The organism is Desulfosarcina sp., assembly GCF_041551955.1.
GTDB lineage: Bacteria > Desulfobacterota > Desulfobacteria > Desulfobacterales > Desulfosarcinaceae > Desulfosarcina.
Map to the genome: position 1 here is coordinate 1 of NZ_JBFELV010000107.1, position 13250 is coordinate 13250.

Sequence of the window (13250 nt, forward strand, 5' to 3'; positions counted from 1 at the left end):
AACCGAAAATGGTCGTCGCCCCCGTTGTGGAGGGGAAAAGGCCGGGCCCAAGCAACGGGGAACCCGGCCTTTGACTTGACCTAAGCACCTTCAGTCTTCAGGCTAATCGTCTATTTAAAATCCTTGCGCAGTTGCTTCTTGTTGATCTTGCCCACGCTGGTCTTGGCGATGGTCTCGACGATGTGCACCCGGTCCGGCACGCCGTATTTGGGGATCACGCCCTCCTCGGCGAACTTGGCGAAAAAGGCTTTAAGTTCTGCCGGGGGGGTATCTTTCTCCGTCCCGGGTTTGAGCACCACCAGCGCCATGGGCCGCTCGCCCCATTTGGGATCCGGCACACCGATCACCGCCGCTTCGCTCACGGCCGGATGGCGGCTGATTATGTCTTCCAGAGCCAAGGATGAGATCCATTCACCGCCGGTCTTGATCACATCCTTGACCCGATCCGTGATCTGCAGATAGCCTTCCGCGTCGATAAAGCCGATATCACCGGTGTGCAGCCAACTGTTCTTCCACAGCTCCTCGCTTTTTTCCGGATCCTGACTGTATCCCTGGGTCAGCCAAGGTGAGCGCACCACCACCTCACCGGCGGTTTTACCGTCGTGGGGCAGGGGGTTTCCCTCGATGTCCACTACCTCCAGCAGCACGTTGGGCACGGGCAGGCCTGTTCGGCAGCGCATTTCCACCTGCCGCTCCGCATCCCAGGCGAGCATGTGGGGCTTGAGGTTGGCCACGGTGAGCAAGGGGCAGGTTTCGCTCATGCCATAAGCGGTGTAGAGGTTGATGCCGTTTTCCAGGCCGGCTTTGCAAAGGCCTCGGGAAAGGGCGCTGCCGCCGATGACCACCTTCCAGCGCGACAGGTCCAGATTCTTGATGACCGGGCTCGAGACGAGCATGTGAATAATCGTGGGCACGCAGTGGGAGAAGGTGACCTTCTGGGAGACGATGAGCTTGAGCAGCATCTCCGGTTCGTATTTTCCCGGATAGACCTGCTTGGTGCCCAGCATGGTGCACAGGTAGGGAATCCCCCAGGCGTGGACGTGAAACATGGGGGTCATGGGCATGTAGACATCGCCGGAATTGAGGCTCGCCTGGGATTCGTAGGCGCACAGCCCGGACATCAGTCCGTAGGTGTGCAGCATGATCTGGCGGTGGCTGAAGTAGACGCCCTTGGGAAGGCCGGTGGTGCCGGTGGTGTAAAAGGTGGTGGCCATGGCGTTTTCGTCGAAATCGGGGAATTCGTAGGCAGGCGCTGCCGCGGCCAGCAGGTTTTCGTATTCGCCATCCAGGGCCACCGGGGTTTCCGGGCGAGTCGTTTCGTCGGTGAGCAGAACGATCTTTTTAACGGTTTTCATCTGGTCTTTGACCGCGGCCAGCAGAGGCAGAAAATCGGCGTTGACCAGGATGATGTCGTCCTTGGCGTGGTTGATCGTGTAGATCAGCTGCTCCGGCGACAGGCGGATGTTGATGGTGTGCAGTACCGCCCCCATCATGGGCACGGCGAAAAAGCACTCCAGATAGCGGTGGCTGTCCCAGTCCATCACCGCCACCGTATCCCCCTGTTTCACGCCCAGGGTGGTAAGGGCATTGGCCAGGCGCTGCACGCGCCGGTTCAACTCGACGTAAGTATACTTCATCTTGTCCCGGTAGACGATTTCCCGGTCCGGGTAATAGGTCAGCGGGGTGCGCAGGATGTTCTTGATCAGCAGGGGAAATCCATAGGCCGAAGGGGCCTTGGGGATGAGTTTGACGGGCATGATGGTCCTCCTTTGAAGGTCGGCAAGCGGGTTGTTATGGATTTAGCAGAAAATAGAAACGGGTCGATTTTTCAGCCTCGGGGAATAGCCGTCGAATACAAGGACTGTAGGGGTAACGCGTGCATGCTGTCAAGAAAAAGGAGCGCCATCGACCGGGCGACACATAGAAAAATTCCGTCAATCGTCACGTGGCATCTGACAGGCAACCGCCCCCTTCGATGGTCAGCCTGTCGGCCAGGTTGCTGGAGGCCAGCACCGCGTGCACCTGACCGATCGCCCATTGGACGTCGGGCACCTCGATGAAGATGGTTACCATTCCCCGGGCATACCGACCTCCCCGCCAGAGACCGGATCCCGATCGCTTCAGGGCTTTGTCCAGACTGCGGGACAGATCATGCCGGAATTGGGACATGTCGGGATCGTCGGGTGGGGGGTTCGTGGAGAAATCAAAATGAAGAGCCAGTGTTTGCATGGTGTCGAGAATATCATCCGGTTGTGACAGATGCGGTCACATCGGTCGAATTTCTTATTGGCGGGCTATCCTCCGGGCTTGGTGCTGGTCAAACCGTTTCTGAATGATTATGATTTTTGACACATTGCTCAGGCGGCGGTCAGATGGCATGCGCTTTTCGCTTGTCATCCGCGGCTTCTATTGACACATCCAGTGGAGACAATCGCTACCGATGGCACAACATGATGAAACTGACTTGAACCACAGCCACAGCTTCGGCCAGGACCACAAACGGCCGGGGGAAAGCCGCACCATCATTGTCATCGTGGTCACCACCGCGATGATGGTGGTGGAGATCGCTACCGGGATGCTTTTCGGGTCCATGGCCCTGCTGGCTGACGGCCTGCACATGGCTTCCCACACGGCGGCCCTTTCCATCAACGCTTTTGCCTATATCTACGCCCGCCGCCATGCCCGCGACGAACGCTTCAGCTTCGGCACCGGAAAAGTGAACGCACTGGGTGGTTTTTCCGGCGCGGTCCTGCTGGCGGTGTTTGCCGTGATGATGGCGGTGGAGAGTGTCGTCCGGCTGTTCAATCCCGTGGCGATCGCCTTCAACCAGGCCATCTTCGTGGCCATCATCGGACTCATGGTCAACGGACTGTCCATGTTCATCCTGGACCACAAGACCGACGCTCACCACGGCCATGACCACGGGCACGACCATGATCATCACCACAACGACCACAACCTGCGGTCCGCATACCTGCATGTCCTGGCCGACGCCCTAACCTCGTTCCTGGCCATTTTCGCGCTGCTGGCGGCCAAATACTTCGGCTTGATATGGATGGATCCGCTCATGGGCATCGTCGGCGCCATCATGGTCTCACGCTGGTCCATCGGGCTTTTGATAGGCACCAGCCACGTGCTGCTGGATCGGCAGGCATCGGTTGACATCCAAAAAAAAGTGGTGGACGGCATCGAAATAAACGGCGATAATCGGGTCGTTGACCTTCACTTGTGGACTGTCGGGCCCGACATCTATGCCGCCATCGTTTCGGTGGTTACGGAAACCCCAAAACCGCCGAAATACTACAAGCAGCTGATCCCTTCAGATTTAAAATTTGTCCACGTGACCGTGGAGGTAAACCGAACGTAAAGCGGGGTCGACGTCATTCGGGAATAAGCTATTCGACCTGTCCGGCCCTACGCCCGAATGAGGGGCCAGATGGGGCCGGCGCCTTCGACATGAGTGAGGTGGCATTGGCCGCTTGGTCCTGTATGTTGCGGATCGAGATGGTTCAATTCTTGTTTTCTATCCACAGCATGCTTATCCTCGAGAGCGATAAAGTAAGCAACGGCAGACAATCGGTTGGGGTTGAACAAAAAAATAAATAATCTAAGGGTTTAGGCCTGGAATGGAGAAAAATATGAAGCGAGTTCTTATTTTTTCACTGGGATTGGTGTTTGTACTGAGCACCGCTGGTTTTGCCATGCATCACGGTGGGGGCATGCAAAGCGGTGGCACGCACAATGCGAGTAATTGGTGGCAAAATCCAGCGGTCGTCGAAATGGTCAACCTATCTGCTGAAGAGGCGCACCAAATGCGTGGCCAGTGGGTCCAACACCGCCGCAAGATGATTGCGTTGAAGGGCAGTCTGAACGCCGAAAAATTTGAACTGGAGGTATTGGACGACCAAAAGGAAGTCGATGGGCCTGGCTTTCGGGATCAGTACAAAAAAATGCAGAAAGCCCGTGCCGATTTAGAGGCCGAAAGGTTTGACTACCGATTGGCGGTTCGCAACCTCTTGGGCGCTGAGCGCTTCGCTAAGATCAAATCATACTTTCCCTTGCTGGGGGAGGGTCCCATGAAGGATGACAAAGGCATGATGGGTATGGGTTGCGGCATGTGCCGAATGCAAGGGAAGCAAGGCCGTGGCGTCAAAGGTGGCTGCCCGATGATGGCAACACCGCAGGGAAAAAGCGATCCGGAAAGCAGCCCGAGTCACAACGACCATCCGTAACCGGAAATTCACCGCCGGTGGGAAGCCAGCAATATCATTGCGTGCCCCCAGTGGTTTGGCCTGGAGGGAGCACGGTCGGTTTTTATGGAATCAGTGGCTTGTTCGGCGCCAATACCATCAGCAATTCATTTACCCAGTCAACCCAAGGAGGCAAACATGGCAGCAAAAAAGATTCTTATGTTGGTAGGGGATTTCGTTGAAGACTACGAAGCAATGGTGCCCTTTCAGGCTTTGGCAGCAATAGGCCACACGGTGCACGCGATCTGCCCTGACAAAAAGGCGGGAGAGACGGTGCGGACCGCCGTCCACGACTTTGAAGGTGACCAGACCTACACCGAGAAGCCGGGACACAACTTCGGGCTCAACGCCACCTTCGACGAGATCAGGGCCGAAGACTACGATGCCCTGGTGATTCCCGGCGGCCGGGCTCCCGAATACATCCGGCTCAACCCCAAGGTGCTGGAAATGGTCCGCCATTTCTCCCAGTCGGGCAAGCCCATTGCCGCCGTCTGCCATGGCGCCCAGGTGCTGGCCGCCGCCGGCGTTCTCAAAGGAAAAAGCTGTTCGGCCTATCCGGCCGTAGGGCCGGATGTCGTTGGTGCCGGGGGTACCTTCGCGGACATCGCCGTGGACCAGGCTCACGTGGACGGCAACCTGGTCACCGCCCCGGCATGGCCGGCTCATCCCCAGTGGCTGGCCAAGTTCCTAAAGGTGCTGGGCACGCGCATCGAATTGTAAATCGGTGGTCAGGTGTCGGAAACGTTCAACGCGGCCAACCGCCGAATCTGTCGGTTGGCCGCGAGAATTTCAGTACGAAGAGACGTGAACGATATGCGCCGGTGTCAGAGTGTCGCAGGAAGAAATACGAGCGTTCCGCTTTGAATCTGGCTAAAGTCTTTTATCTCATTGCCGCCCAACAGCTTTTTCGAAGGAAGGTAGTAAAGCGTTTGTTGATCATTGTAGCTTCTGCCGGCGATGCGAAAGGCCGAATTGTCCTTACGCAGCGGAAAAGGCCCTTTGTATCCGATAATCATTTTCGTTCTTACCGGCAGGTCATCCCAGTCGGAAATCATCGAACCCGGTTTAATGCGACCGGAAGGTAAAAAATAGATGGTGGTATCATGATTATACGATCTCCCGGCCAGCGACCATGCGGTGATCCCATCCGAAATGGTCTTTACCGGACCTTTCTCCTTTAAGAGCGCAACCTTGCTTTCCTGGTTCAGCAAAACGACCGTTTTCGCAGGTATACGGTTCCAACCGATTTTTCCGGCAATTTCCGCACCGGTGAATAGACTGCCGTCGGGGAATTGGTAAACCGTGCTGCTGCTGTCATAATCCTCTCCAGCGATCACCCACGCCGTGTTGAGCTTGGAAATGATATTGGCTTCATCAGGCTGCGCATCTATGTTGAGCCGGCTATAGAACACATCAGCCAGCTGGGCGTCAGCGGTGAGTCGGTTGGCACTCACATCGGGATCATAACTCCAGGTCGGCCCCAGTCCTGCTTTGGCGCGCATAAAATTTTTAGCACAGCGCTTGCGGCCACGATGATTCTTTTTGAACCACCGGTTGGGTGTCCCGTAGGCCACCTGACTGTGCGTCAGAACGGCTCGATCATCCAGGTTGTATACGCCCTGCAATATATCAATCAATATGCCTACCGATCGATACTGTTGGTCCGTGATGGGCGCGTAATGATATCCGACCAATTCAATTCCGATCGATATTTTACTCAGGTCTGTCTCACCATTCCACATGCTGCGCCCGGCATGATCGGCCACATATTTCTTGTCCATGATGCGATACGTGCGACCGTTGCGGGCAATGACATAATGGGTATGCCCACCATAAGTGCGTCGACCGTTGCGGAAATGTTTTCCTTTCGAAACCACCCTCAGGGTCGTTTCAAGTCCGAGTTCCGCTGTGTGGACAACAATGTACTTTGTTTTATTGCGTTCGACCTTTTTGAACCTGGGGTTCAACTGGTGACGGGAATCTACGAGGGTGCGCTGAAACGCAGTGCGATCGGTGCGGGAAAAAGCGGATGACGATGCGGGTAAAATTAAAACAAAGGTGATGATAATTGATAAAACAAGTGTGAATCGTCTATGGTTCCAACCCCGCGGATCTTTCATAGCGATAACTCAATTCCATTCATGGGCGGCCCTATTGGTAAAATAGACGCTGAACTCGGCAACATGCACGTATTTTAGTGCTTACCAAAATTTTCTAAATATTTCAAACAGGTTATTTGTTGAGCCCATATCAATCCAGTCGCTTATGTCAAAACCATTTGCCATAGATTTTTTGATACTCGCCGTTTATGCGGCTTGTCATGATTTCGATATCGTAAACCCCTGACGCCACAGCCCCCAGCAGGTCCGGGAGGCTGGTGAACATGACGAACTCGGGGCTCAAATTATTTTTCTCACAGATGATGTTGGCGAGATCGATACCAAAGCCCGTGATGTCCTTGAAAACAAGGGGGGGGGATTCCTTATCGACGATTTTTATCGGTTTAGGGGCCGTGTCGGCGGCGATGGAGAGAAAACCAGCAATGAGGATCAATAGGAGAACGCGTAGATTTTTCATGTTTTCCTTTGACGGTTTCCGTCATCTATTGCCGATGCCGTGTTTTTTCATTTTGCGCCACAGGGTGGTGCGCTCCATTTTCAGTTCCCGGGCGGCGTTGCCGCGATGGCCGCCGGTTTTCCTCAAAGCAGCCAGTATTCGTTGGCGCTCCTGATCGTTCGATCCTGCCGGGGCAACGGCAGGGTCGGTCGCGGTAAAGGATGGTTGGTCCTGCCGGACATAATCCGGCAGGTGCTCCGGCTGGATCATGGTTTCTCGGCAGATGATCAGGGCATGCTCCAGGATATTCTCCAGTTCCCGGACATTGCCCGGATAGTCGTAGTTGAGCAGGATCTGCATGGCCGTTTTTGAGATAACCGGCGGTGCCACCGCCCGGGCGGCGCAAAGGCCGCGGGCGATATGGCGGATAAGCAGGGGCAGGTCCCCTCGTCGCTGCTTCAACGGAGGCAGTTCGATGCGCATGACGTTGAGCCGGTAGAACAGGTCCTCGCGGAACAGCCCCCGGTTCACCAGGTCGGCGAGGTGCCGGTTGGTGGCCGAGATGATGCGCACGTCAACCTTGCGGGTGCGGCGGGAGCCCAACGGGTAAAACTCCCTGTCCTCGAGAACCCTCAGCAGCTTGGCCTGCAGGGAGAGCGGCAGGTCGCCGATTTCGTCCAGGAAGATGGTGCCGCCCTCGGCATCGGAGAAGCGTCCCGGCTTGTCCCGGTCCGCCCCGGTAAATGCCCCTTTGACGTAGCCGAATATCTCCGATTCGATGAGGTTTTCCGGAATGGCGGCGCAGTTGACCTTCACCAGTGGTTTGGCGGCCCGCGGACTGGCCGAGTGGATCACCTTGGCCAACAGGTCCTTGCCGGTACCCGTGGCGCCTTCGACCAGTACGGTGGCCTGGCTGGGGGCTAAGACCGCCACCATCTCGAAAATCTTCCGCATGGACGGGTCTTTGCCGATCATGTCATGGAAGGTGTAGCGGTTGCTGATGGCCCGGTTCAATTGATGGGCCAGGGTCATGTCGTGAAAGGTGGCCAGGCCGCCCACGATGACGTTCTTCTCATTTCTCAGGGCCATGTAGTTGGCACGGATGGGGATGGTGATACCGTCCCTGTCGGTCATGCGACCCTCCTGGCTGCTGCGGGTTTCCCCCGATGCAATGGATTCCTTCAGGAGGCAGACGTCCGGGGCGCGTTCGCCAGAGAAGATCATGGCGCAGGACTGGCCCAATACCTGGTGCCGGTCGTAGCCGGAGATGGTTTCCGCCGCCCGGTTGAAAAAATTGATCAGCCCGCCCCGGTTCACGGTGAAGATGCCCACATCCAGATTGTCCAGGATTATTTTGAGGCTTCTCTCCTCGTAGTGCAGCCTGTCGATGAGCTGCGTGATGGGGGAGTGGTCCTGCAGGATGGTCATGCATCCGGCTATCTCGCCCCGGCGGTTGTAAATGGGGGTGGCCATGCGCGTGATCAGGTGGCGCTGATTCTCCTCATCGGTGATCTCCATGTCCGGGTCCCGGTCACCTGCGGTTTCCGGATGGTGCATCACGCATTCGACCGTGCAGGGCACCCCGGTGAACACTTCACGGCAGTCCCGGTCGACCACCTCCAGTTCACGCAGCCCCAGCAGGGCCTGGGCACTGAGATTGATGGCCGTGATCCGCCGGCTGCCGTCGGCCACGAATGCGCCGATGTTCAACTCGTCCATGACGTCCAGCCAGTGGTCGCAGCGGACGCCCAGGCGGTGATGGGGCGGTGTCGTGGCCGTTGTCATGCCGCTCCTTTGGGAGAAGTTAAACTGGACGCCTGGACGGGCAGCCTGATTTCAAAGGTGGTTTCCCGGCCAGGCTGGCTGGCGGCCGTCAGGGTCCCGCCGTGCCGGTCGATAATGCCGTAGGTGGTGGACAGCCCCAGGCCGATGCCGTGGCCCTCCTGCTTGGTCGTGAAAAACGGTTCGAAGAGGTGCCCCATGTCCGCTTCGCGGATGCCGTGGCCGGTGTCGGTGACCCGAATGACCACGGTGTCGGGATTTTTTTCCAATGCCGCACTGAGCGTCAGTGTGCCGCCGTCGGGCATGGCGTCCACGGCATTGAAGATCAAGTTGAGCAGGCATTGCTGGAGTTGGTTGGCGTCACCGCTGATGTCGGGCAGATTGTTTTCAATGCGGGTGGCCAGGTGGACGTTGCCCAGTTCGAGGCGGTGGCGGGCCAGCACGATGCTGCGATCCACTATCTCGTTGATCGACACCGGTCCGATCGATACTGGCGACCGACGGGAAAAGGTCAGCAGACTGGATACGATTTTCGAGCAGCGGTCGGTCTCGGTTTCCACCAGCGCCAGGTAGCCGGCGAACTGTGCATGCTTATCCGGGGGCAGGGGGCCTTTTTTCACGGTGCGCAGCATCAGCCGAATGTAGTTGAGAATACCGGCAAGCGGGTTGTTGATCTCATGGGCCACGCTGGCGGCCAAGCGTCCCAGGGACATCATTTTGTCCTGGTGCAGCAGATGCGCCTGATCGGACATCTCCCGTTCCAGGCGATGGATGCGCCGCAGATCACGGAAAAAGCAGACCAGGCCGGCCGGCCGGTCGTCTTCCATCAATACCGTGGCCGACAGCTGTACCGGCACCGATTGTTGACGGTGATCCATCAGGCGGGTTTCATAGAGCATCAGGCGATTGGGGCCGCCGTGTCCGGGTGCGGCCAAGTCCTCCTGGAAACACCGGTATTCCGCCTGACTGAAAAAGTGTTCCAGGGTGACGCGCTGCAGCGCCTCGGCGCGGGCGAGTCCCAGCATCCGCTCCATGCTGCGGTTGAATGTGACCACCTTGCCACTGCGGTCACAGCCTAAAATGCCGTCCATGGAGCTTTCGATAAGCCGATCCTGAAAAGCGACGGTCTCTTCCAACTGGCGGGTGGTACGGGAGAGACCCTTTTCCAGGTGCCGGGTGTAGTCCTTGAGCTGTTGGCGGGTGGCATAGCGTCGTCGGGCCCGCTCGAGGGCGACCATCATGGCCTCGGTATGGATGGGCTTGGTGATAAAGTCCGAGGCGTCCAGCTGCAGAGCGCGGATGGCGGTCTCCATCTCGCCGAAAGCCGTGGCAACGATAACCTCGGTGTCCGGAAAGCGCTGCTTGACGATTTCCAACACCTGGATGCCGTCCATGCCGGGCATGCGGATGTCGGTGATGACGATGCGGGGGGAGAACTGCTCGCAGCGGGCCAGCCCCTCGGCGCCGTCGGCCGCTGTTTCGACCTGGTAACCGGCGTCCATGAGGGTCAGGGCGGTGACGTCGCGGATATCTTGTTCATCATCGATGATCAGGACGGGCCAGCCGTCGACGGTTGTCATGGCGATCTGCTTTCGATGCGTAATGGTCTTGTCCATCATATGGAATTCCCCCCGTATCGTCAATAATCCACTGGGTCGGTGCCATCCATGTCCTGCAGGGCTTGACTGTCAGGCAAAACTCAACTATCTAGTTGAGAACTGCGCTGAAATTGCTTACCGTTTTCCATTCTCGTTGTTTGTTTCGCCTGCTGATTACCACGCGACTGATCACGCATCACCAGAAGCATGTCAGGTTTATTTTTTTATTCGAAGATCCATAAAAAATCCCACCGCCTGTTGTTCGCCGCTTGAGGACCATGGCCGCCTTTTTTTTACGAAGCCGTTGGAATCGGGTCGATAGAGAATCGGATACATAAACCTAAAAAACGTCAGGAAGGATAAGAATCATGACTGCAACCGAAAAAACATACACCTATCGATCCGGGAAGAAAATTGAGCTTAATAAGAGCCTCGTCCAGATGGTTGTCCGCGCCTTGCCGGGCAGCGTGGATGATGATGCGATTGTCGACAAGCAGCAGGTATCCTCTGGTTCGACGCTGATAACGACAACTTCAACAAATCTTGAATCGGTGATGCGTCGCAGCCGAGCGGTCGCACCGACTCATCATGCTTATTTCGAGGCACAGACCGGAGCCGAGTTTTTGATTACCGATCGAATTTTTGTCGTATTCAAAACACCGCCATCCACAGAGGCGGTAGATGAATTTGCCGGTCGCTACGGCCTCGTTAAAAAGGCGGTTTACAGTGATCGTGATTATTTATTTCAACTGACCACGCATACCGGTATGAACCCGGTTAAGCTGGTTGTGAAGCTGACCGAAGACGATCCTCTGGTTGAAGTGGCTGAACATGACCTGGACCAGCGCGTGGCCACCAGTCAATTCGCTGTTCCTTTAGATCCGCAATATGGGCGTGAGTGGCACTTGCATACGGATCTGAATGATCCGGATTATGACACACGCGCATGCTCGCTGTGTGAGGATGCATGGCGCTTGCTGGACCATTTCGGGAGTGAGAATGTCGTCGTCGCAGTTACAGATGATGGCTGCAAGCTGGACCACCATGATTTCGATTCGCCTGACAAATTTGCCGACTGGGGGTATTTCCGTGGAGAACGCTTGATCATCTCGCGTGATATCGATGCTGATCCGGGTGAAATGTATCAACCCGGTTCCAATCACGGCACATCGTGTGCCGGCGTTATTGCCGGCGAAGTAGACGCTTTGCTGACAGTCGGGGCTGCGCCAGGATGCAGTCTACTCCCCATCCAGTGGGAGTCAGATGGTCCTTCTTTATATATCAGTGATTCAAAGCTGCTGACCGCGCTGAATTTCATAGCGGACAAGGTGGATGTGATGTCCAATTCATGGAGTGGCGTACCGACCTTCGTACTCGCCCTTCCCGTTATTAATCGCCTAACCGAACTTGCGCAGACCGGCGGAAGGCGAGGGAAGGGCATCGTGTTTTTATGGGCAGCCGGTAATGACAATTGCCCCATCAGCCACACGGCAGCCGTAGATGTGCCATTTACCCATGGATGGCGTGTGTACAATGATGGCTCTGCGGAATGGATTGGTGTTGATACGGCGAGACAGTTTGATAGAAATTTAGTTGGAATTCCGGGAGTCATGAATATCGCGGCACTGGCAAGTACGGCGCGTCGCAGTCACTATTCCAATTATGGACCGGGAATTTCTTTATGTGCGCCCAGCAGTAATGGCCATGCCTATTATCGCATGGATGTCAGAGGATTGGGCGTTACCACGACAACCGGGCAGCCGGGCGGTGTAACCCACGAATTCGGAGGTACTTCTAGTGCAACCCCTCTGGTGGCCGGTATTGCCGCCCTGATGGTGTCAGCGAATCCTGACCTGACTGCGTTGGAAGTCGTTTCCATTCTCAAGCAGACGGCTTCAAAGGATCTCGATTTCCAAGCATATCCCCGCACACCATCCGCCGGTTTCGATCCCGATACAAGCTGGGATATATCCCCCATCGCGCCTTTTGATAATGGTAACTTCAGCGACGTGGGTGACGAAGACGGCACATGGAGCCCCTGGTTTGGGCACGGACGGGTCGATGCCGCTGCTGCTGTTGCGGAGGCCATGAGACGCGGTGTCCGGCCAGGTGATTTAATCTTCCAGGGCGAGGCATCACCGGACAAAAGCATTCCGGATAACAATTCAAGAGGGATTAAAAACAAAATCGTGTGTGATCGCGCTTTCACGCCTCGTTCCATAAAGGTTCATGTGGACATTACGCATACCTATATTGGAGATTTGCGTATCGCTTTGATTTCACCATCCGGCACCGCGGTGACGCTCCATGATCGAACCGGCGGCAGTGCCAGCGACCTGCACAGCGAATTCAATATCGGTTCCACGCCTGCGCTGCTGGCTTTCTTAGACGAACCGGTTGAGGGTGTTTGGACGCTTCATGTTCAGGACTTGGCGGCTCAAGACCGTGGCCGGTTAAAACGCTGGCTGCTGGAGATCAGCGGACTAACGCAATCGGCATTTGATGTTGAGGAAGCCCCCGGAATGATCATTCCGGACAATATCCCGGGCGGGATATCACGATCACTAAATGTTGCCATTAGCGGGCATCTTGACGATATTCAAGCCGAACTCGATATCACGCACACGTACATCGGTGATTTGCGGGTTGAACTCGTTTCCCCCAGCGACACACACGTTTTGCTCCATAATCGCACGGGCGGTTCTGCAAACAATATCATTAAAACGTACACCGGAGAAAACACGCCGCATCTGCAGATATTACGCGGAGAGACGATAAATGGCATCTGGAGATTAAACGTATCGGATCGTGCGGGCGCTGATCAAGGTAAGTTGAATCGTTGGGCCCTGAAACTGATGCCTTCCGCGTAATCCCGGAAGAAGTGATCGGTTGAACTGAGTCAAACGACACCCAGCATCAATTGGGAGATGGGTGGACTTGCATACGGCTTAATTTGTATTGACAACTTTACAAATAAGTGCAACCTTGTTACCCAGAACCCAGAACCCAGAACCCAGAACCCAGAACCCAGAACCCAGAACCCAGAACCCAGAACCCAGAACCC

General features: G+C 56.0%; 10 protein-coding genes. 4 read left to right on the forward strand and 6 right to left on the reverse strand.

What is annotated here, in order from left to right; all coding sequences use genetic code 11:
- Positions 1–110: 110 nt before the first annotated feature.
- Complete coding sequence (locus ABYV26_RS10265; RefSeq protein WP_372680677.1) at positions 111–1757, reverse strand: fatty acid--CoA ligase; 1647 nt, start codon at positions 1755–1757, stop codon at positions 111–113.
- A gap of 184 nt (positions 1758–1941) precedes the next feature.
- Positions 1942–2229: a hypothetical protein gene (locus tag ABYV26_RS10270; RefSeq protein WP_372680679.1), complete on the reverse strand. Its 288-nt coding sequence runs from the start codon at positions 2227–2229 to the stop codon at positions 1942–1944.
- A gap of 211 nt (positions 2230–2440) precedes the next feature.
- Here ABYV26_RS10270 and dmeF point away from each other — a divergent pair, with 211 nt between their 5' ends.
- The 3 genes from dmeF (at position 2441) to ABYV26_RS10285 (ending at position 4970) form a co-directional block, all read left to right on the forward strand.
- Entirely contained in the window at positions 2441–3367 is a 927-nt protein-coding gene (gene dmeF / locus ABYV26_RS10275) for a CDF family Co(II)/Ni(II) efflux transporter DmeF (protein WP_372680681.1), read from the forward strand.
- A 259-nt stretch (positions 3368–3626) separates the two neighbouring features.
- Complete coding sequence (locus ABYV26_RS10280) at positions 3627–4232, forward strand: Spy/CpxP family protein refolding chaperone (RefSeq protein ID WP_372680683.1); 606 nt, start codon at positions 3627–3629, stop codon at positions 4230–4232.
- Positions 4233–4388: 156 nt separating this feature from the next.
- Positions 4389–4970 carry a DJ-1/PfpI family protein gene (locus ABYV26_RS10285; protein WP_372680685.1) on the forward strand — a complete coding sequence of 194 codons (582 nt, stop codon included), beginning with the start codon at positions 4389–4391 and terminating at the stop codon, positions 4968–4970.
- Between the two features lie 104 nt (positions 4971–5074).
- Here ABYV26_RS10285 and ABYV26_RS10290 read toward each other — a convergent pair whose 3' ends face one another.
- The 4 genes from ABYV26_RS10290 to ABYV26_RS10305 all read right to left on the reverse strand — a co-directional run bounded on the left by ABYV26_RS10290 (position 5075) and on the right by ABYV26_RS10305 (position 10207).
- The gene (locus ABYV26_RS10290) at positions 5075–6370 is read right to left on the reverse strand and encodes an N-acetylmuramoyl-L-alanine amidase (protein ID WP_372680687.1); all 1296 of its coding nucleotides are present in this window, start codon (positions 6368–6370) and stop codon (positions 5075–5077) included.
- A 148-nt stretch (positions 6371–6518) separates the two neighbouring features.
- Positions 6519–6827, reverse strand: coding sequence for a transporter substrate-binding domain-containing protein (locus tag ABYV26_RS10295; protein WP_372680689.1), 309 nt, complete (start codon positions 6825–6827; stop codon positions 6519–6521).
- Between the two features lie 21 nt (positions 6828–6848).
- Positions 6849–8591, reverse strand: a complete 1743-nt coding sequence (locus ABYV26_RS10300) for a sigma 54-interacting transcriptional regulator (protein WP_372680691.1) — start codon at positions 8589–8591, stop codon at positions 6849–6851.
- Positions 8588–10207, reverse strand: coding sequence for a response regulator (locus ABYV26_RS10305; protein ID WP_372680693.1), 1620 nt, complete (start codon positions 10205–10207; stop codon positions 8588–8590). The genes ABYV26_RS10300 and ABYV26_RS10305 overlap by 4 nt, the downstream gene beginning before the upstream one ends.
- A gap of 347 nt (positions 10208–10554) precedes the next feature.
- On the opposite strand from ABYV26_RS10305, the gene ABYV26_RS10310 reads away from it, so the two are divergent.
- On the forward strand, positions 10555–13056 hold the full coding sequence (locus ABYV26_RS10310) for a proprotein convertase P-domain-containing protein (RefSeq protein WP_372680695.1): 2502 nt from the start codon (positions 10555–10557) through the stop codon (positions 13054–13056).
- Positions 13057–13250: the final 194 nt, after the last annotated feature.

Bases quoted from the DNA above. Each gene is read 5' to 3' on its own strand.
- ABYV26_RS10265 (WP_372680677.1), bottom strand. From the start codon at position 1,757: ATGCCCGTCAAACTCATCCCCAAGGCCCCTTCGGCCTATGGATTTCCC.
- ABYV26_RS10270 (WP_372680679.1), bottom strand. From the start codon at position 2,229: ATGCAAACACTGGCTCTTCATTTTGATTTCTCCACGAACCCCCCACCC.
- dmeF (WP_372680681.1), top strand. From the start codon at position 2,441: ATGGCACAACATGATGAAACTGACTTGAACCACAGCCACAGCTTCGGC.
- ABYV26_RS10280 (WP_372680683.1), top strand. From the start codon at position 3,627: ATGGAGAAAAATATGAAGCGAGTTCTTATTTTTTCACTGGGATTGGTG.
- ABYV26_RS10285 (WP_372680685.1), top strand. From the start codon at position 4,389: ATGGCAGCAAAAAAGATTCTTATGTTGGTAGGGGATTTCGTTGAAGAC.
- ABYV26_RS10290 (WP_372680687.1), bottom strand. From the start codon at position 6,370: ATGAAAGATCCGCGGGGTTGGAACCATAGACGATTCACACTTGTTTTA.
- ABYV26_RS10295 (WP_372680689.1), bottom strand. From the start codon at position 6,827: ATGAAAAATCTACGCGTTCTCCTATTGATCCTCATTGCTGGTTTTCTC.
- ABYV26_RS10300 (WP_372680691.1), bottom strand. From the start codon at position 8,591: ATGACAACGGCCACGACACCGCCCCATCACCGCCTGGGCGTCCGCTGC.
- ABYV26_RS10305 (WP_372680693.1), bottom strand. From the start codon at position 10,207: ATGATGGACAAGACCATTACGCATCGAAAGCAGATCGCCATGACAACC.
- ABYV26_RS10310 (WP_372680695.1), top strand. From the start codon at position 10,555: ATGACTGCAACCGAAAAAACATACACCTATCGATCCGGGAAGAAAATT.